We start from the raw sequence: 18,597 nt of genomic DNA, 5'->3' as shown, positions 1-18,597 counted from the left end.
GCGGCTTAGAGGATTTGGACCTTTACGGGGTATTCACACGCTTGGATACTGTTTCATTTGAAGCTGAATCGGTCTTCGGTTTTTGTTCTTTTTTTATTTTCACCGTTTCAGGCAGTAAGAAAGTAAATATTGCCGCTCCCAACAAAATAATAATTGAGAAATAAAAAGAAAGATCATAGTTACCCATTTCATTATAGAGAAAACCTGGTACATAAGCTCCCAGCGCTGATCCTATCTGATGACTCAGGAATAACCAGCCTAAAATAAAACCAACTGAATATTGTTTAAAATATTGCGTGGCTAACATTTGAGTAGGAGCTACAGTTGCAAAATCAACTAGTCCAAACAGGGTGGCAAAAATAAGCAATATGACCGGATGATGACTATATAACAGGATACAAATTGATAATGCGCGTATGACATATAAAAGAATAAGCATCTTTTTACTGCTCCAACGGTCTGCCGCAATTCCTGAGATGATTATCCCCAATATATTAAATCCCGCCAATACACTAACTGCGGCACTGGTTACACTTGTTGAAAATCCATGGTCATGAGAAAAAGGGATAAGGTGAGTATCCATCAGCCCTGTAGTTGTAAAACCGCATATCGCAAAAGGTAATATTAAAAACCAGAATTGTTTCTTGCAAAACACTGTCCAAACAGAAAAGCGGGCCGTATGCTGTTCACTTTCAGCTTCTGCTTTCATAAAACCGCCCATAGGAGATAGCCCCATCTCGACGGGATGATTCCGTAAAAATAACAGTATGACAGGAAACACAATAACCATTAAAAGCAGACCCAAAATCACTACAGTTAACTTCCAGTTAAACCATTGAATCAAAATGAGAGAGCCGGGAACAAGAAGCATCTGACCCGCGCCAAACCCTGCCTCCATAATTCCAAAAGCAAGTCCGCGTTTTTCATTAAACCAATTTGTAACAACCACTGTTGCGGCTACATTGGATGCCCCTCCAACACCGACTGAGATAACAATTCCGTAAAGGATAAATAATTGCCATGGATGATTCACAAAAGAAGTCAATACAAAGCTGACCCCGACTACGAAAGTGCTGAATGACAAAATCATTCGGGGACCTAATTTATCAACCAGCCTCCCTATTATGGGCTGAGATATGCCATATATGATAAAACTCAGAGTGGAAATAAGCGAGATTGTTCCTCTATTCATAGAAAAATCTTTTTCCCATGGTTCAACAAAAGCTCCAAATGAAAGACGCGCGCCTTGAACCGCTAAAAAGGTGAAAAAAGTGACAAACACAATGATCCATGCATAGTGATATTTTATTCGCATCGCATCCTATCCCCCCTCACTTTATAATTCCAAATCCCAGCGCTCTTCTATTAAATTTGATCCCCATAAAGGTTTTTCTTCATGAATTTCTGTAATTTCGAATCCGTTTTTTTTATACAATGGCCGGGCTGTTGACATGTCTCTTACCGTCCAAAGAAATATACGCTCGTATCCATTTTCTTTACAATATTGAACAAGTGCCTTAATCAGACGGCTGCCGACACCTTTTCTTTGAAAAGACGGATCGACTAAGAACCACCTTAACTGTCCTGTTTTTTCATCGTCATTCACTAAGCCGATACAACCCGCAAATTGATTCCCGCTTTCTGCCACCCATATTTTTTTAATATCAGCTTTAAACGTATCGTGAAGATAGGATAAAAATGTATCATCCCAGCCATGGGATTCGGCATAAAATAATCGCTGTTTCTCAATTATGTTTTTGACATCCTCTGAAGTATAATAGTCTCTTATTGAAATCGGAGATTCTTTATCATAAAAAGAATGCTGCAAAATGTTTTGAATGGTTTCCATTGAATGTACAAGTTTTTCTTGTTCCTCTTTGTCTATGCGTTCAAGGATATATTCAACCTGCTGATTGGCTTTTTTCTCCAGACTTTTATAAATACTTTCCCCTGACTCGGTGACATAAAGGAAATGGTTGCGTCCGTCTTCTCTGCATTTTTGCTTGTATATGAAGCCTTCTTCTTCGAATTTTCTGACGATTCTGCTTACATATCCTCTGTCCAAGTCTAACCTTTCTTGAATGATTTTTGCTGTACAATCGGCCGTATTATAAATTTCGTATAAAATCCTTGTTTCTGTTAAAGAGAATGGACTGTCATAAATATGTTCATTTAGAAAGCCTAAAATATCTGTATAAAATCTATTAAATTGTCTGAATGCCAAAACACGTTTTGTTTCCAAATTGATGAACCTCCTCCAAAAGATTGACTTAAGCAACTTTTTTCCATCGTAATCGAAACAGTTGCTTAAGTCAACTATTAATTTTCATCCCCTTTCAATTTGATGATTTTCTTACCGTAAAAAACACATTGAAAATAAACGACACTGCTACATCGGAAAACAGCTGCGTACCGCGATAAATTCTTTTTGGCGTCAATATGGACATACAAAAAGTCGCTTCCCATTACGTAAGAAAAGCGACTTTTTAGATTTGATTTTCAAGTTCCTTTGACAAATTTTTGAAAAGACCATTGACTATTCAGTTGAACTGTATTAAGTTTAACTATATAGTCAAACTGAATAGAGGATGAGGATATGAAACATAAATTATTACCGCTGTCTGAAACCATGCATTATATTTTATTAGCTCTGCGGGAGCCGCTTCATGGCTATGCCGCCATGCAGAAGATCGAAAAGATGAGTAACGGAACTGTTATTTTAGCAGCCGGCACATTATACGGTGCGATTGAAAACTTGAATAAGCATGGCTGGATTGAACCTGTCGGAGAGTCGGGCCGGAGAAAAGTTTATATGATAACTGCGGAAGGAAGCGCCATTTTGAAAATGGAACAAAACAGGTTACTGCATATTTTATCCCTGTACGAAGGAAGTGAATCGAATGAAGACATTTAAGATGTTTTTTGATATTGAAAAAGAGGAGCAATGGCTGAACGAGCAATTACAAAAAGGCTATCGCTGTACAAATATCAGCGGATTAGGAATATACACTTTCGAAAAAACCGACAAAAAATATGTGATGCGACTGGATTATCAAGATTATTTATCAAAGAAAAAGTTCAAAGACTACAAAGAGATCTATGAAGACTTCGGCTGGGTTTATATAAATGGCCCTTGGGGGCTTGGAACTCGATATTGGCAAAAAGAAGATGATGATCAAAATGAAATCTTCTCGGATCGCCAATCAAAGAGTAATTATTATAAAAGACTAATGAGTTTTTCATCTTGTTTTGGGTTACTGTGCTTGTTTTATTGTAATATGCTTTACACGAATTCAGGTTTGTATTTAGCTGAAGGTCTGTGGAGTATGGAAGGCGCAATGTTTTGGAAAGCATTTTTATTTGAAACTCCATTTGCCCTTTTGAGGTCGCTTCCCGCCCTTATGGCTGTTCTATTTGGCTGCAGTTTCTATAAAGCGTATCGAAAGTATTCAATGTTAAAAGAACAATAACGCGGGGAAGTTACATTCAAAGAAGTAATCGAGGATCATGTATTTGCCGAAGCCGGGCGCTTTAACGGAAAAAAAGCGCCCTGAATTTGCTGATAAATAAGACGGCTTATTTTGTTAATAATACATACTTATTTACAATGGCTTGAGCAAGACAGGCTGATGAATCAACAAAGGTAAGTTCGCTGCTTTTTTGATCCGTGACCATATTTAAATCCGTACATGCAATGATAACCGTATCAACCTTTTCTGCTAATTCACGGTGTAATTCATCATATAATGTACGAGCCTCATTGATTTTACCTTGTTTAATCTTTTCTATTATGTGATCGACATAGATTTGCCAACTATCTTGATGTAAAAAATCATAACCTTCTCTGTTTAACGCTTCTTGAAATATTCCAGATTGAACCGTAGGAACAGTGGCTAAAAGAGCTGCTTTTTTGGAGCCTTTAGGTATTTTTTTTATGGTTTCATCAATCATGTTTAGTAAAGGGACTGAAAGCGATTTTTTTATTTGATTAAAATAGATATGTGCGGTATTACATGGGATTGCAATAAAATCAACACCCGTTTTTTCAAGCTTTACAGCCCCCTCAATAATTGCCTTTTCCATGTCCGTATGATTGAGAGGTTTATTCATATAGAAAGGAGTCGGACAAGAATAAATCATCATATGAGGGAAATCCATGTCATGTATTGCTCCATATATTTTTTGGCACTCGTCTACTACCTTTTCTACAAATGGCCCAGTAGATTTCGGCCCCATTCCTGCCAGTATTCCAATCATAACTGTCCTCCTCTGTAAAAATGTGTACGAATACGATCACGATGAGTTATTCTTGTGTTTCTCATCTGAATCTGCTCTCATTTCTTTTTGGCTGTCTTCTCCTAGATTATCATTTCATTAATCGAAAAAGGGTCTTTAAAAAAGATAGCTGGCAAACCAGACGACTTGCTATAAGTAACGGGGTAGCTTCAAACAAAAAATACCAAAAGTGTCAGAACCCTTGGTATCATTGTGATGCGGCTGAGAGGACTTGAACCTCCATGGGTTATTCACCCGCTGGGCCCTCAATAAAGCGAAACTGTGTTTTCTATTACAAAACCTTTATATATTAGTGTTTGTTTATATTGATCATGTTATTTACCAAGATTTATTCATATTGTGGAGTAAAAATGGAGTCGTTTTTTTCATCACCAGAAAGTTACATGACATGTCTCGGGTTCCATGTTTGTTAAAATCACCATCTTCGTTTTAAAACGTACAGGTTTATGTCCCATAACGCTGTCCTAAATAAAACACTGGACGCAACTAAATCAAATGTTTTTCACCGCACTATAGTCAAGACTTGCCCAAGTCACCATTATCAAAAAGAATTTCATCAAGCACTTGAAACATTTATTGAACGTGAGCAAGTGTTATAACATGAATAAGAAACCAAGGAGTGATGAATCTTTTAATCTTTCATTTTACCCGCTGAGTCATATCAAAGGAGCTCTAACCAAATTTTAATAGCTGTCGCACTTATTAATAACGCTAAAATCCATTGCAGGAATTTTGTATTTACTTTTTGCCCAACAGATGCGCCAATAGGAGAAGCAATTAAACTGGCAATCATAAGAACCAGAGCCGGTGCAAAAAGAACCTGGCCCGTGATTACTTTTCCAACTGTTGCGCCAATAGATGAAAGAAATGTAATCGCAAGAGATGAAGCGACTGTGATTCTAACAGGGATATTTAAAATCGATAACATAATGGGGACTAGGATAAAAGCGCCGCCAGCTCCTAAAATACCTGATACGCCACCAATGATAAACGCTAGGGACGAAGCCAACCATTTATTAAATATCACTTCTTCGTCTTCGCTATGTTCTTGTCCTTTTTTAGGTATAAACATTAAAATAACTGCTAGTATAGCCAGAATTCCGTATATAAAGTTAATTCCTTTTTCAGATATGTGATGAGAAAAGTAACTCCCCAATACACTCCCTAAAAGGATGCTGCTTCCCATGTACATAATTAATGCTTTATTTAAAAAACCACTTTTACGATAAGCCCAAACACCGCCAAGTGTCGCAAAGAAAACTTGAATAGCCCCTATCCCTGAAACTTCATGGGCAGTTAATGACATCACTCCCACTAAAGAAGGAATGTATAATAACATTGGATAATTAATAACTGATCCGCCAATACCTATCATTCCGGAAATAAAGGCACCAATAAACCCTATAATGAAAAGAGTTGTGATAAAGGCAATATCCATTTTGGTTCCTCCTTTCAAAGAAAAAGGGCATCTTTGTATTCGATACCCTTTCACATTCATTAGCCTTTTTTAATCCAGAATTTCAATACATCGCCTTCATCAGTTTGCTCTAAAAGGTCATGCCCGCCTGATTTAGACCAAGCTGCAAGATCACTTTTAGCTCCCTTATCTGTTGCATGCACTTCTAATATTTGACCTGATTCCAGTTCATTCATCGCTTTCTTTGTTCTGACGATTGGCATTGGGCATGCCAGGCCTTTTGCGTCTAATACTTTATCTGATTTCATGTTCGTCTCTCCTCTTTTTAATAGAAACTTGTGTTACCGTATTGCACAGCGGTTTGGACCAATCTCCATTTCACGCTGTTTTTCTTCATCCGGGCTGATTTTCCCCATGTTTGTTTCTCGAATCTCTTGGTATGCATTTGGCTGCGGAGGCAAATGATCTGTTACTAAGTGTCTAAATTGTGTTTCATCCGCAATGTTCAAACCATGGTTCTCGCTAAATAATGTGCGTAGTTTTTTACCAACACTTCCATTCTCATTTAGCTCGTCAATGATCATAAAGTGTGCCGGTAATACAATTAAATCCTGTGATAACGCGTTGTAACGGCTATAAAGCGTTGTTCTTAAATCTCCTGCCCAATCTTCTGCCATACCGGCTAAGTCTGGCCTGCCAATTGAATCAATAAACAAGATATCACCTGAAAGAAGATACTGATCATCGACAATGAAAGAAGTGGAACCAATCGTGTGCCCCGGTGAATAAATCGGTTGAATGCCAATCTTTGTGTTTCCAATGACAATATCGTTGCCTTCTTCCAGCGGCTGATAATCAAATACCGCTTCTTCTGCATCCTTCGGTGGTAACCAGTAGGTTGCTTTTGTTTTTTCAGCTATGACTCTGCCGCCTGAAATATGGTCTGCGTGAAGATGTGTATCAAATACGTGAGTAATCTCCGCGCCCTTCTCTTTCGCAAAGTCTATAAAAATATCTGCCATACGTGTCGCATCAATAATCGCTGCTTCACCATTGGAGATGACCATGTATGACAGGCAGCCTTTACCGATACGAACAAACTGATACATCTCACCGCCATCTTTTAAATCCCCGACTTTTACCGGCTCTAAATGTTCGCTCCATGCTTTCATTCCGCCCTTAAGATAGGATACAGAATGACCTGCTTCAGAAAGCATTTCGGATACCATGACAGATGAACCTTCTTTTGCACAAACGACCAGCACTTCTTTATCAGAAGGAATTTTCTCCAAGATATCTTCTACGCCATCTAAAAGATCGAAATACGGTACATTTAAATGGTCAAAATAATGTCCTTCAATCTTCCAATCGCTAAAATCATTTTCATTACGTACATCCAAAATAAATAAAGATTCTTTGTGAAAGATTTTTTGTGTGACTTCTTTTGCGGTAAGTGCTTGCACGGTCATGTTTACATACCTCCTTTTTCTGTTTTACCTGTCCAATCCCGCATACCGGGAATAACATTAATAACCTTTTTAAAACCTTGTTTTTTCATGGTGTGAGCTGTCATTTCACTTCTTCTTCCTGAATGGCAAATAATATAAATTTCATCATTTTTGTTTAATTCGTTAGAGCGCTTTTCCACTTCGCCAAGAGGGATATGCACCGCTCCGGGGATATGGGCTTCTTCATACTCCTCTATCTCTCGTACATCTAAAATGTGAAGAGACTCATCACGATCCACTTTCTGTGTGAAAGCTTCTAATGAAATCTCAGGAATTGAAGATGCATTTTCTGATGAATGCTCTCCTCCTTTTCGAAGAAAGTGACGAAGGACTTCTCCCTCTGTTTCAGTACCTAGATATTCATGGCCTGAGCTTTTTGCCCATGCTTGCAGATCTGCCGCCGATCCTTTATCTGTTGCTTGAATTTCTAATATGTCACCAGCTTTTAATTCTTTTATTTTCTTCTTTGTTTTTACGATTGGCATTGGGCATGACAAGCCTTTAGCGTCTAATACAATATTTGCTTTCACGATTTTTTCCTCCTTTTCTTATATAGGGGCGGGGGTATACAAATAAATAAAAATCGGTGTTAATGCCATGTATTCATACCCCCTTTTATATTTGTGATATGTTTAAACCCTTGTTTCTTCAATATTTTACTTGCCTTTACACTTCTCATTCCGCTTTGGCAGATCACAAAGACGTCTTTGTCTTTCGAAAGCTGATGAGTTTGACGAGGCAAGTCAGATAAGGGAATATTGTTGAACCCTTTAATATGCCTTGTACGGAACTCATGGGGTGTTCGTACATCGATAAACTGTTTATCTTTATTTTTCAGCTCTGACTTTAAATCAGCAGTTGTTATTTGTTTAACACCATGCAATGGGAAAAAACGTCGAAATACGATCCACAGTAAAAATAAAATGAGTAAGGTATTGATGATTACACCGCTGCCCATCGTGATTCATAGCCTCCCTTGCAATGAACAACATTAGATAAATAAGTTGACATTGCCTTCTTCAGCATCTGCCAAATAAGCAGCTACACCAGCATAGTCGATATCATCTAATAGTTCTTTTTCCTGTAAACCAAGAAGATCCATTGTCATCGTACAAGCTACGAGCTTTACACCTTGTTCTTGAGCCATCTCAATCAACTGAGGCAACGTAAGTGCATTATGCTTTTTCATCACATTTTTAATCATTTTAGGGCCCATACCTGCAAAGTTCATTTTAGATAAACCCATCTTATCAGCACCGCGAGGCATCATCTTTCCAAACATTTTTTCAAGAAATTCTTTTTTCACTGGAATCAGCTCTTCTTTACGTAAAGCGTTTAATCCCCAAAACGTATGGAAGATCGTCACTTCATGATCGTAGGCAGCTGCACCATTTGCAATAATATAGGCTGCCATTGCTTTGTCATATTCGCCGCTAAATAAAACAATTGTTGTGCGTTTTGTTTGTTTTGTCATGTTTATTCTCCTGACTAACCACTATTACCCCTATGGGTATATTAGAATTAAAATTTTTTTCGAAAGATCTCCTATTATTCAATCCAAAATACCGGTAGGGGTATATTATAATAAATATAAAAATCCGTCAACCTTAAAGATGATAGGTTGATGAATTTTTTTATCGGCTCTTTACCAATAAGTCGACCGCTTCTTTTACTAAGTGTTGTGTGTCTTCTCCCTTTTCTAAACTTTCACGAACACAATGTTCAAGGTTTGTGCTCACAATCAAACCCATTGCTCGATCGATCGCATTACGTGAAGCAGCTAGTTGGGTCACAACCTCTCTGCAATCTTTTCCTTGTTCCATCATGGTCAATACACCTTTTATCTGTCCTTCTATCCGGCGTAAGCGATTTTTAATCTTTTGATCATATTCCATGCGTTGAACTCCTTCTTTGAAATTTATATATTTGCATGTTATCAACTATCACTTCATACTATGCTTTATCACACTACATTATTAACTAGATAATGTTTGTGAATCAATATTATACCCTTACAGGTATACTGTCAATTTTCAAGACGGCATGAGAATGATTATAAAGAGTTAATATTAGTACCCACCTGTTTTACGTTAAACCCAAAAGATTAATCACAAGAAGTCTCCATATTTACTTAACATGCTCTTAATTGTATGATTGGTATCCTTGAGGAGAAGAAGACATCGAAAAAGTAAAAAAGTAAACAAACCTAGGATTCAATTGCTGTCATTGATGTCAAGTCATGAACTCCTAAAGGAGATTTAATAACTCATTTTCAACGAAAAACTGATCTCTGTTAATTAGTCGAGATTCCAAGATATACACGGACCAATTGATCTTTCCTTTTTTGGGAATCCCACAGGTTCCCTCTTGTTTTGATGTTGTTTTTTTAAAAAAAATTATTGACACAAATAAATGACCATGTTATCATTAAAAATTTGATATCTCACTCCATATATGATAACCTTAAGTTAAGTTCCCATATATGGAGGTGGATTATATGTTTCAAATTGGCGATAACATTGTTTATCCAATGCACGGAGCAGGTACAATTGAAGCCATAGAAGAAAAACAATTCTTAGAGGAAAAACAACAGTATTATGTCATAAGAATGTCAATCAGTAATATGACAGTTATGATTCCAACGCGTAAAATATTGAGTTCAAATATACGGCCAGTTACTGATATACGTGCATTAAAACACATTATACACATTTTTCAGCATGGAGAATCAGATAAGTTACTGCCGTGGAAGCAAAGGTATATAGTAAACACGAACAAAATAAAAACGGGTGAAATACAAGAAGGCGCTGAAGTTGTACGTGATTTAATGCGAATGAAGAAAGAAAAAGCACTTAATTCAAGCGAAAAAAAAATGTTGGATCATGCATATGAATTTTTGATTAGTGAACTGGAAGTCATTAAAGGAATCACTGAAAAACAAATGAAAAGTTTCTGCTAAGGTTAATTTTAAATAATGTTTTGCATTCCAAAAAGCACCCACGAGTTTTCGGAATATTACGATTAAAATATTTCGAAGACGCTTAACTTCTTCAACTTACTTTTAGAACATTAACCTCTTTTATTATTCCTACAATCTAATCTGTTTTTATTATTAAAAATTTCTTCAACGAACATTTGATGTTTTATCAAAAAACTCGATGAAATAGTCACTTGATTTTTGTAATCCTGATTCACACTGGCACGGACAAGGAGCCGTAAGGATGGAAGAGAGGCAGGGCTTTCATTGTTTTAGGTCTAAGTGATTATTTCCAGAAGAAAAAACAACCACTCCCCTCTTTATCTTTAAGAATTTCTTACATCTGCTTCCACAGTGAATAGCAGTTGGTTATCTTCTTTTCGTAAAAGAGATATGCGAATTGTAACAAAGAATAACATACAGTTATCTTGAGAACATAAAAACAAATCATTTATATATATTCCACATATCGTCAATCCGGTATGTTATACTGTAAACAATCCTTTGAGGTTTTAAACCTTTTTCTTACCTTGTAGCAACTGTCCCTACTCGAACGTTGAGTAGGGTTTTTTTATTCAGTATGATACAGAGAACATAAAAAAACAGGCCCTATATAAAGAGCCTGTTTGTATAAACGATTGAAGATTAAGCAGTTTTTTGAACGTTAGCAGCTTGAGCTCCACGAGCACCTTGCTCAACGTCAAACGTTACTTTTTGACCTTCGTCTAAAGATTTGAATCCGTCACTTTGGATTGCAGAAAAGTGTACGAATACATCGTCTCCATTTTCACGTTCGATAAATCCAAAACCTTTTTCTGCATTAAACCATTTAACTGTACCTTGTTCCATTTTTGTTGCCTCCTAGTGTGTTACACATTGTATTACTATCCTTGCCCAAAGTATCATCAAGACGAAAAGTCGATATTCATACTATCCTTTACACGAACAAAAATAATTCTCCTTTATCATAGCACGAAACGGAAATAACTGCAAATTAATAATGTGTTCATTCATGTTTTATTTGTTAAACCTGTCGATACCAGTGCAAAATAAGATGCCTATTAATAGCTATGGTTTGAAAACACCGTGAAAATGAATCACGAGTGTCTTCAAACCCAGTACTTCATATTGATTGTTAAAGATTTCTTTAAAAGGCTCAGCTGTTTCTTGTTCAAGTACAAGATATTCTTGGCTGTTCACTGGTACAGATTTGTTTCTGCAGATGTTTCCAAACGATCACTCAGGTATACCTCTATTTTAACGGTATTAACTTGTCATGTTTGTTCCTCAAACAATCAAAGTTTACGGTCTAAATAAACCGATTCACATTGGGGAGCATGGAGAGAGTTTGGCCCGATAAAGAGCTGGGTATAATCTTCATACACCTTTTGAATTCCGGCTGGTTCTGCTAATAAAGATTTAATCGACCTGGAAAAAAGTATCTCATTTCCAATAATTTCACAAACGAATGGGAAAGATACTTATCATCTATGGTGTATGACGGTGTGACTTCAAAGACAAACGTTTTCGATACATAGAAGAACATCAGGGAAGGGGAAATTTTTAAAAAATGAATGAACAAAACCTAAGGACTTTGAGAAAACTGGTTACACCCTATGAAAAGTCCGATTTACAAAAAAGTATATGTCAAATCGTTAACACATTGGTGCCATTGTTCCTGCTATGGTATTTGGCATATAAGAGCTTGTCCATTTCTTATTTCCTTACATTAGCCATTTCTGTCGTTGCAGCAGGTTTTTTAGTAAGAACCTTCATCATCTTTCATGATTGCTGCCACTATTCCTTTTTTAAGAACCGAAAGGCGAATCGAATCCTTGGAACAATAACAGGAATTCTGACTCTGCATCCGTTTGATCATTGGGCACACGATCATTCTGTCCATCATGCGACAAGCAGCAACCTGGACAAACGCGGTACGGGCGATATTTGGGTACTGACTGTTGAGGAATATAAAGAAGCCTCAACTAAGACAAAAATAATGTACCGTTTGTACAGAAATCCGTTTGTTATGTTTATTATCGGACCGATTTACGTCTTCGGGATTACCAATCGTTTTAATCGTAAAGGAGCAAAACGCAAAGAACGGATGAATACATATGTAACCAACCTGGGGATCGTCGCTTTGGCAGCACTTTTATGTTGGGCTATCGGCTGGCAAACCTTTCTGCTGGTCCAGACGCCAATTTTTATGATCTCGGGATCCCTCGGAATTTGGATGTTTTATATTCAGCATACGTTTGAGGATTCATATTTCGAAGAAGATGAGCATTGGGAATATGTAAAAGCAGCCGTTGAAGGAAGCTCTTTTTATAAGCTTCCAAAAGTCATGCAATGGTTAACAGGCAATATCGGTTTCCATCATGTTCATCATTTAAGCCCAAGAGTCCCAAACTATAAGCTTGAAATCGTGCATAACAACACCGAACCATTGCAAAACGTTCCGACCATCACACTGGCAACAAGTATTAAGTCGTTAAAGTTCCGCCTATGGGATGAAGAAGGCAAAAAATTTGTTGGTTTTACCCACTTAAAAAAAACTTCTAAAAGCCAGGTATCAGCTCGGCTAAGAACGGATTAAATAAACGCCCATAATCGATGATAATGGGCAGTGTATCTTGCATAATAAAAGTGCAGACTCGCGCAAAGATTTTGTGCAGAGGTCAGCACTTTTTTAATGCCACATGCACTTACAACAAAAAAATACCAAAGGTGTCAAAACCCTTTGTATCATTGAGATGCGGCCGAGAGGACTTGAACCCACGGGTTATTCACCCGCTGGGCTCTCAATTGGGTGCATCCATGTTATATCCTTCATTTACTTATATCCATTGCACACATTTACTCGTTTTTATTACTTTATCAGCCATCTTGAAGACTTAAAATTCCCTAATACTTCACCACTCGGAAACCCTCCAAAGAATAATCATTATTATAATATCGAACAATCATATTAATATTGTCAAAACGTTCGTTTTTGAATCACCTTGTTCATACTTCTATCAGTTTATAATTGAAATGAATTCGCCAATCTCTTCTACAAATAAAAAACATTTATTTAAAATTAATTTTTATTTTGTTATTCTACTCGTGATCATCGTTTTCTTTGTATATTCATTTTATTATGACTTTGATTTTTCTAATTGGTTTTCGCCCCATAAAAGAAGTTGTTCAAATATAGGGTTCAGCTCTAGTCCTGCCCTAGTCAATGAATATTCTACTCTTGATGGAACTTCATTATACTGAACTCGTTGAACAATTCCGAATTCAATCAGATCCTTTAATGATTGATTGAGCATTGTTCCTGTAATTCCATACACTTTACGCTTTAACTCATTATATCGAATATCATTGTAACTACATAGTACAGCTAAGATTTTTAAATTCCATTTTCCCGCTAATATATTTAATGCATAACTTGCTGGAGCTATCGCTTTATTTAGCTCACTTTCAGTCATATTTTATCCACTCCTTAGTCAGTTTTTCCTTACTTAGTCAGTTTATATTGAGTACTTGTTAAATCTTTTCCATTTATTATAATCAAATATGTAAACCCTGTCACCCATGTATTAGAGAGCTAAATTGATCATAAAACCCTTCAAGTTTATACTTTTTCAAGGAGATGGAGTGAGTAAATGAAAAGTGAAAAGATGCGTGCTGCACAATATACTAAATATGGATCACCGAATGTTCTTTTTGAAGATTCTATATCAAAACCTGTTATAGAAACTGGAGAAGTACTCATTCGTGTACATGGGTCGAGTGTAAACTCTATGGATACGCTATTTCGATCAGGCAAGCTGAAACTATTAACGGGTAATCAATTCCCAAAAGGAACAGGGGCAGACTTTTCTGGTGAGGTTGTTGAGGTAGGATCGAACGTAAAAAATTATCAATTAGGTGATAGAGTGTGGGGAGTTCTTCCTATGAATTTAAGGAGCCAAATTGGTAGTGCCGCTGAATATGTAGCTATATCACCTGAGAAAATATCTAAAATTCCTACAAAGGTTGATCTCTTGCAAGCCGCGGCATTGCCTGGTGTAGGTGTTACTGCAATTATTGCCTTAAAATATAAAACGAAACTTAGAAAAGGCGAAAAGTTACTTGTACGTGGTGCAAGTGGAGGAGTCGGAAGCATTGCGATTCAAATTGGCAAAATGTTGGGTGCTCATGTAACTGCTCTTGCAAACGAAAAACATCTTACTTTTCTTCAAGAGCTAGGTGCAGACGAAGTATTTGATTATAAAAAAACATCTCCTACTGATCTTAAAAAGTTTGATGTAGTCATGGACACAGTGGGAACTGACCTCAAACATTATAGGCGCTTGCTTGCAAAGAACGGTAGAATGGTTACTATTGGATTTCCTAGTTTTTCGTCCTTCATATATATATTAGCTTCAACTACTTTCGGTTCTCGTAGAGTTCGCACATTCAGCGCAAATCCCAAAAATGAACTTCTAAAAGAATTAGCATATTATGTAGATTCCAACAAGGTCAGACCAGTTATTGATAGCATTTATTTTTTATCTGATGTTGCCAAAGCTCATCATTCCTTAGAAGCTGGAGGTGGACGAGGAAAACGTATCATAAATTTACTTGATAAAAAATAAACCATCATTTCAGGATAAAATGGACGCTCATTTCTTGTAAAAGGCGTTGCTCCATTTGCGGCGTTATTAGGCGGGGCTTTAGATGGATTGAGATCAACTCAATTTGCTGATGCATTCAGTACTTTAGCCGCTATAATATAGATCGTCTTTTCACCAGTACCAAGAATAGTATGAATAACCGAAAAAGGTATAGTGGAAAATCTGTAATTTCAATTAACAAAAAAGACCAATACTCTTGTGAGTTTGGTCTTTTGGATTACTTCATATATGCGGTTGAGAGGAGTCGAACCTCCACGGGTTTAACCTCACTAAGCCCTCAACCTAGAAAGTTTTGGTAAGCAAGTCTTCTCCCATAGCTGTATTTTCCGCACAAAAAAATAATACCAAAGGTGGTCAAACCCTTGGTATTATTGGTATGCGGCCGAGAGGACTTGAACCCACGGGTTATTCACCCGCTGGGCCCACAATAAAGTGATTCTTTATTATGAATTACAAAAGCCTATAATATCAGCATTTGTTTATTTTGATTATGAGTGTTCACTTCGATTTATTTTTATTTGGGAGTAAAAATGGAGTAGGTTTTCATTTCAAGACAGTTAATGTCTTGTTACTGGTGACATGTCTATTAGAGTAACCGCCTAACTTAATTACATTTCAACATTTTTTATAAGAACAATTGAAATAGCTAGTTCTCCATGTTTTATAATGAACTCCGGCTTGATGAAGTTTTTCTATGATTTGATCTAGGTTTTTATCTTTCCATTTCTTAATCAGCAGAACTCGCGGTTTGTAACACCTTATTATTGCCTTTCAAAATCCTTTGCATAAACAATCTCAACTTTAATGACTGCTTTCTTCGTATTCCCCTTAAAATTGAATAATCACTTTCCCTTTTGGCCGTCCATTTGCGACTAGTTCTAGCGCTTCATTTACGTTGTCTATGTTGAATTGTGTTGGATGAATTGCTGGAACAATGTTGTTTTCTTCAATGATTTTGGTAATCTCTTTAAGTTGTGCGCCGTCAGAACGAACGAAGATAAAATGGTATTCCACGTTTTGTTTCTTGGCTTTGCGATCATACTTTGCGCCAGCAAGGGAAAATAGCATTTGTTTCCACGATGGGAAATTTCGGTCTTTTCCGAAACGTTTATTTGGTCCTGTACGGAGAGAGAGCAATCTTCCGCCCGGTTTGATGATACTCAATTCACTGTCAAATTCTTTAGGTCCCAATGTATCAATTACGTAATTCACATTCGACAACAAGTCAACATAGTTTTCTATTGTATAATCCAAATATTGGACTGCACCCATTTCCAAAGTGCGTTCGCGCGCTTCTGAGCTGCCACTAACAATGACATTTAGGCCCATTGCCTTTGCGATTGGTACCGCCATTTGACCAAAGCTGCCTGATCCACCTGGAATGAAAACAGCTTTACCTGACTCTGCCTCCAGTTCTTCATGTAGACCTTGATACGCTGTGAGTCCAGCCAGTGGTGCAGCAGCGGCTTCCACGTAAGACAAATTTTTGGGCATGGGTGCAATTGCGGCAGCGTCAATTGCAGCATATTCCGCAAAAGCACCAATTTTTTCGAGAGGGAGACGTGTATAGATGGCATCTCCTACGTGAAATTCTGTCACTTTTTTTCCGACTTTTTCGATAACACCTGTCAATTCATTACCAAGCGTTAATGGGAATTCATAATCTTGAATCAGTTTCACGCTACCTGTAATAATTAACATTTCGAGTGGATTGACCGCCGCAGCTTTGACCTTTACCAAGACTTCATTGTCAGCGATCTCTGGAATTGGAATTTCATTAATTTGGACATGGGGATTTTTTGAATATTTGGTGATCTGAGCTGCTCTCATGAGTGTTTCCATTTTTATTAGCACCCTTCCGTTGAGTTGCTTTTATTAAGTTTCTTTACCTTATTTTTATTATTTTCACTGTCTACTTCATTTTTCTACCCTCAATATAATTCTTTTTATAAAGATCTTATATTATTCCAATCGTTTAGGTGGAGGGAACCTTATTTTAAGATCAACCCACCACCTAAACCTTAAATACTCACAAAATTATCTTTTTATTCAATTGGGACTGTTGTCTTTTAGAACGTTCATTCTCAAATAATTAAACTTTTTGAATCGCTACTGCAAAGAACCTATGTTTATCAGCCACCCCAACACGTTATTTTTGTTAATACATTAAACGCCTAGTATTGGATAGATTTGATCTCTTAAATTGAAATTGTAGCTTTCATCTACAATACCTACGACTTTATCGTTGTCATAAAGTTCCATCATAAAACCAGCCATTTGCTTAGCTGTGTGATACATTGGCATAAAGTTTTTGTAATCAAATTCTTCTACATCCTGTGCAGTTTTCTCAAATTCTGTTTCAGTCACTGCTGGTGCTAAAACTTTTGCCTTCATTTTTGCACTTTTAAGCTCCAGTTCTTTTGCAAGCCCTTCTGTAAATGCACTAACAAAATATTTAGATGCAGAATAGGTAATACCACCAATATAAGTCGCATATCCAAGTGCGGAGGATACATTAATTAATTGTGTTCCCTCTACATGAGAATAATCTCGCACAAATAGTGTGGAAAGAATCGCCAACGTCTCTATATTAAGACGTAACATGGATTCTACTTTCTCTAAATTCTGGTCCGTCACAGAAGAAGATTCACCAAGACCAGCATTATTAATCCACGTCTCAATTTGATACTCCTTTAAACTGTTATACAATGTGTATGCCTGATCTGTTATCGATAGGTCACTTGTATGAATAATAACATCTAAATCAGGATTTATATTATGAATTACTGATTTAAGCCCTTCTAATTTCTCTAATCTTCTAGCTACAATAATTAAGTTTTTGCCGCGAGCAGCAAATTCCAATGCAGTTTCATATCCTATACCTGAACTTGCTCCTGTAATAACTGTGTATTTCATATCATTCTCTCCTCGAAACCATATTTTTAATTAACTAATCGATATCACAAAATAGATTTAGTCTAGTGTCGACAAAGTGAAATTAATAATACTTTCTAATTTCTCTTTATCATTTGTCGTTTTTGTTAATACTCGTATTCCTACGAGTGAATTATGAATAAATTGAGAAAGCCCTTTGATGTCATTGTGTTTAGGAATTTCACCTTGATCTTGACCATGTTTTAGCAGATCAAATAATAAGGCTTCTGTATTTATAAAAATCTCTGTCGTTTTTTTCGCTACTTCTTCATCAATTAGGGATAACTCAACAGCTGCATTAACAGCTAAACAACCTTTTGGCTGCTGTTGTGTCGAATCAATCACCATTTCAAATAATTTTCGTATCGACTGCTTCACTGTTAATTCTGTTTTCACTTCATTCTTCATTCGGCCTTCCATTATTTCTACATAATGATTTAAGACTCGCATAAATAAAGTATGTTTGTCGCCAAATGTATCATAAATACTTCTGCGGTGAACGCCCATATGATCCACCAAGTCTTGCATGGATGTTTTTTCATAGCCCTGTTCCCAAAAAAGAATCATTGCTTTTCTTAATGCCTTCTTTTCATCAAATTCTTTATTTCTAGCCATGTAATCCCACCTTCGAACATATTCAGGGAAAGGACTGAGAATCAATGATGTACTAGAAGCACAATCTTATACATTCATTCATCCCTCCCTCATTCTGAAATAATTAAAGAATGATCATTCTCTTTTGAGTAGCAAAACAGTTAGATCTAACGTATTTCAAGTATATCAAATTTAAGAACGATC

20 protein-coding genes and 1 pseudogene are annotated in these 18,597 nt (G+C 36.7%); 5 read left to right on the top strand and 16 right to left on the bottom strand.

Translation table 11 applies throughout. The features are described 5' to 3' along the window. Positions 1 to 22: 22 nt before the first annotated feature. Together V7728_RS12050 and V7728_RS12045 are read right to left on the bottom strand one after the other, a co-directional pair. Positions 23 to 1,315, bottom strand: coding sequence for an MFS transporter (locus V7728_RS12050; RefSeq protein WP_099566432.1), 1,293 nt, complete (start codon positions 1,313 to 1,315; stop codon positions 23 to 25). A gap of 21 nt (positions 1,316 to 1,336) precedes the next feature. After that, positions 1,337 to 2,242, bottom strand: a complete 906-nt coding sequence (locus V7728_RS12045) for a bifunctional helix-turn-helix transcriptional regulator/GNAT family N-acetyltransferase (RefSeq protein ID WP_038455997.1) — start codon at positions 2,240 to 2,242, stop codon at positions 1,337 to 1,339. Between the two features lie 354 nt (positions 2,243 to 2,596). On the opposite strand from V7728_RS12045, the gene V7728_RS12040 reads away from it, so the two are divergent. Continuing rightward, the gene (locus V7728_RS12040) at positions 2,597 to 2,914 is read left to right on the top strand and encodes a PadR family transcriptional regulator (RefSeq protein ID WP_012116900.1); all 318 of its coding nucleotides are present in this window, start codon (positions 2,597 to 2,599) and stop codon (positions 2,912 to 2,914) included. Beyond that, entirely contained in the window at positions 2,901 to 3,470 is a 570-nt protein-coding gene (locus tag V7728_RS12035) for a DUF2812 domain-containing protein (RefSeq protein ID WP_060563141.1), read from the top strand. Before V7728_RS12040 ends, V7728_RS12035 begins: the two co-directional genes overlap by 14 nt. A 106-nt stretch (positions 3,471 to 3,576) precedes the next feature. Here V7728_RS12035 and V7728_RS12030 read toward each other — a convergent pair whose 3' ends face one another. From V7728_RS12030 to V7728_RS11995, 8 genes and pseudogenes are all read right to left on the bottom strand, one after another. Continuing rightward, positions 3,577 to 4,257, bottom strand: a complete 681-nt coding sequence (locus V7728_RS12030) for an aspartate/glutamate racemase family protein (RefSeq protein WP_099566431.1) — start codon at positions 4,255 to 4,257, stop codon at positions 3,577 to 3,579. Positions 4,258 to 4,957: 700 nt separating this feature from the next. Beyond that, positions 4,958 to 5,734: a sulfite exporter TauE/SafE family protein gene (locus V7728_RS12025; protein ID WP_099566430.1), complete on the bottom strand. Its 777-nt coding sequence runs from the start codon at positions 5,732 to 5,734 to the stop codon at positions 4,958 to 4,960. Positions 5,735 to 5,793: 59 nt separating this feature from the next. Beyond that, positions 5,794 to 6,021 carry a sulfurtransferase TusA family protein gene (locus V7728_RS12020; protein WP_012116896.1) on the bottom strand — a complete coding sequence of 76 codons (228 nt, stop codon included), beginning with the start codon at positions 6,019 to 6,021 and terminating at the stop codon, positions 5,794 to 5,796. Between the two features lie 33 nt (positions 6,022 to 6,054). Next, positions 6,055 to 7,219 (bottom strand): annotated as a pseudogene (locus V7728_RS12015) (MBL fold metallo-hydrolase). Continuing rightward, positions 7,185 to 7,754 carry a sulfurtransferase TusA family protein gene (locus V7728_RS12010; protein ID WP_099566429.1) on the bottom strand — a complete coding sequence of 190 codons (570 nt, stop codon included), beginning with the start codon at positions 7,752 to 7,754 and terminating at the stop codon, positions 7,185 to 7,187. Before V7728_RS12010 ends, V7728_RS12015 begins: the two are co-directional and overlap by 35 nt. A 56-nt stretch (positions 7,755 to 7,810) precedes the next feature. After that, positions 7,811 to 8,179: a rhodanese-like domain-containing protein gene (locus V7728_RS12005; protein WP_012116893.1), complete on the bottom strand. Its 369-nt coding sequence runs from the start codon at positions 8,177 to 8,179 to the stop codon at positions 7,811 to 7,813. A 33-nt stretch (positions 8,180 to 8,212) separates the two neighbouring features. Beyond that, positions 8,213 to 8,695 carry a DsrE/DsrF/DrsH-like family protein gene (locus tag V7728_RS12000; RefSeq protein WP_012116892.1) on the bottom strand — a complete coding sequence of 161 codons (483 nt, stop codon included), beginning with the start codon at positions 8,693 to 8,695 and terminating at the stop codon, positions 8,213 to 8,215. Between the two features lie 160 nt (positions 8,696 to 8,855). Further along, positions 8,856 to 9,116, bottom strand: coding sequence for a metal-sensitive transcriptional regulator (locus V7728_RS11995; protein ID WP_003156141.1), 261 nt, complete (start codon positions 9,114 to 9,116; stop codon positions 8,856 to 8,858). A 602-nt stretch (positions 9,117 to 9,718) separates the two neighbouring features. Here V7728_RS11995 and V7728_RS11990 point away from each other — a divergent pair. Beyond that, positions 9,719 to 10,180 (top strand): CarD family transcriptional regulator, encoded by a 462-nt coding sequence (locus V7728_RS11990; protein ID WP_059368304.1) that lies wholly within the window; start codon positions 9,719 to 9,721, stop codon positions 10,178 to 10,180. A gap of 663 nt (positions 10,181 to 10,843) precedes the next feature. Here V7728_RS11990 and cspC read toward each other — a convergent pair. Both cspC and V7728_RS20515 read right to left on the bottom strand, forming a co-directional pair. Further along, positions 10,844 to 11,047, bottom strand: coding sequence for a cold shock protein CspC (gene cspC / locus V7728_RS11985; protein WP_003156143.1), 204 nt, complete (start codon positions 11,045 to 11,047; stop codon positions 10,844 to 10,846). Between the two features lie 446 nt (positions 11,048 to 11,493). Further along, on the bottom strand, positions 11,494 to 11,622 hold the full coding sequence (locus V7728_RS20515; RefSeq protein WP_223252796.1) for a molecular chaperone TorD family protein: 129 nt from the start codon (positions 11,620 to 11,622) through the stop codon (positions 11,494 to 11,496). 146 nt (positions 11,623 to 11,768) lie between these two features. On the opposite strand from V7728_RS20515, the gene V7728_RS11980 reads away from it, so the two are divergent. After that, on the top strand, positions 11,769 to 12,797 hold the full coding sequence (locus V7728_RS11980; RefSeq protein ID WP_099566428.1) for a fatty acid desaturase: 1,029 nt from the start codon (positions 11,769 to 11,771) through the stop codon (positions 12,795 to 12,797). Between the two features lie 541 nt (positions 12,798 to 13,338). Here the strand turns inward: V7728_RS11980 and V7728_RS11975 are convergent. After that, positions 13,339 to 13,674: a winged helix-turn-helix transcriptional regulator gene (locus V7728_RS11975; protein ID WP_099566427.1), complete on the bottom strand. Its 336-nt coding sequence runs from the start codon at positions 13,672 to 13,674 to the stop codon at positions 13,339 to 13,341. 177 nt (positions 13,675 to 13,851) lie between these two features. Here V7728_RS11975 and V7728_RS11970 point away from each other — a divergent pair, with 177 nt between their 5' ends. Next, the gene (locus tag V7728_RS11970; RefSeq protein WP_099566426.1) at positions 13,852 to 14,826 is read left to right on the top strand and encodes an NAD(P)-dependent alcohol dehydrogenase; all 975 of its coding nucleotides are present in this window, start codon (positions 13,852 to 13,854) and stop codon (positions 14,824 to 14,826) included. An 867-nt stretch (positions 14,827 to 15,693) separates the two neighbouring features. Here the strand turns inward: V7728_RS11970 and V7728_RS11965 are convergent. The 3 genes from V7728_RS11965 to V7728_RS11955 all read right to left on the bottom strand — a co-directional run bounded on the left by V7728_RS11965 (position 15,694) and on the right by V7728_RS11955 (position 18,414). Beyond that, positions 15,694 to 16,707, bottom strand: a complete 1,014-nt coding sequence (locus tag V7728_RS11965; protein ID WP_099566425.1) for an NADP-dependent oxidoreductase — start codon at positions 16,705 to 16,707, stop codon at positions 15,694 to 15,696. Positions 16,708 to 17,031: 324 nt separating this feature from the next. Beyond that, positions 17,032 to 17,781, bottom strand: coding sequence for an SDR family NAD(P)-dependent oxidoreductase (locus V7728_RS11960; protein WP_012116885.1), 750 nt, complete (start codon positions 17,779 to 17,781; stop codon positions 17,032 to 17,034). A 57-nt stretch (positions 17,782 to 17,838) separates the two neighbouring features. Next, a complete protein-coding gene (locus V7728_RS11955; protein ID WP_012116884.1) occupies positions 17,839 to 18,414 on the bottom strand; it encodes a TetR/AcrR family transcriptional regulator in 576 nt (191 codons plus the stop codon). Positions 18,415 to 18,597: the final 183 nt, after the last annotated feature.

It is taken from the genome of Bacillus sp. JHAA (assembly GCF_036961585.1).
GTDB lineage: Bacteria > Bacillota > Bacilli > Bacillales > Bacillaceae > Bacillus > Bacillus velezensis.
This window is presented reverse-complemented; position numbering and strand designations above follow the sequence as displayed.

Coding starts and splice junctions, on each gene's coding strand:
- V7728_RS12050 (WP_099566432.1), bottom strand. CDS start 1,315: ATGCGAATAAAATATCACTATGCATGGATCATTGTGTTTGTCACTTTT.
- V7728_RS12040 (WP_012116900.1), top strand. CDS start 2,597: ATGAAACATAAATTATTACCGCTGTCTGAAACCATGCATTATATTTTA.
- V7728_RS12035 (WP_060563141.1), top strand. CDS start 2,901: ATGAAGACATTTAAGATGTTTTTTGATATTGAAAAAGAGGAGCAATGG.
- V7728_RS12030 (WP_099566431.1), bottom strand. CDS start 4,257: ATGATTGGAATACTGGCAGGAATGGGGCCGAAATCTACTGGGCCATTT.
- V7728_RS12025 (WP_099566430.1), bottom strand. CDS start 5,734: ATGGATATTGCCTTTATCACAACTCTTTTCATTATAGGGTTTATTGGT.
- V7728_RS12020 (WP_012116896.1), bottom strand. CDS start 6,021: ATGAAATCAGATAAAGTATTAGACGCAAAAGGCCTGGCATGCCCAATG.
- V7728_RS12005 (WP_012116893.1), bottom strand. CDS start 8,179: ATGGGCAGCGGTGTAATCATCAATACCTTACTCATTTTATTTTTACTG.
- V7728_RS12000 (WP_012116892.1), bottom strand. CDS start 8,695: ATGACAAAACAAACAAAACGCACAACAATTGTTTTATTTAGCGGCGAA.
- V7728_RS11995 (WP_003156141.1), bottom strand. CDS start 9,116: ATGGAATATGATCAAAAGATTAAAAATCGCTTACGCCGGATAGAAGGA.
- V7728_RS11990 (WP_059368304.1), top strand. CDS start 9,719: ATGTTTCAAATTGGCGATAACATTGTTTATCCAATGCACGGAGCAGGT.
- cspC (WP_003156143.1), bottom strand. CDS start 11,047: ATGGAACAAGGTACAGTTAAATGGTTTAATGCAGAAAAAGGTTTTGGA.
- V7728_RS11980 (WP_099566428.1), top strand. CDS start 11,769: ATGAATGAACAAAACCTAAGGACTTTGAGAAAACTGGTTACACCCTAT.
- V7728_RS11975 (WP_099566427.1), bottom strand. CDS start 13,674: ATGACTGAAAGTGAGCTAAATAAAGCGATAGCTCCAGCAAGTTATGCA.
- V7728_RS11970 (WP_099566426.1), top strand. CDS start 13,852: ATGAAAAGTGAAAAGATGCGTGCTGCACAATATACTAAATATGGATCA.
- V7728_RS11965 (WP_099566425.1), bottom strand. CDS start 16,707: ATGGAAACACTCATGAGAGCAGCTCAGATCACCAAATATTCAAAAAAT.
- V7728_RS11960 (WP_012116885.1), bottom strand. CDS start 17,781: ATGAAATACACAGTTATTACAGGAGCAAGTTCAGGTATAGGATATGAA.
- V7728_RS11955 (WP_012116884.1), bottom strand. CDS start 18,414: ATGGCTAGAAATAAAGAATTTGATGAAAAGAAGGCATTAAGAAAAGCA.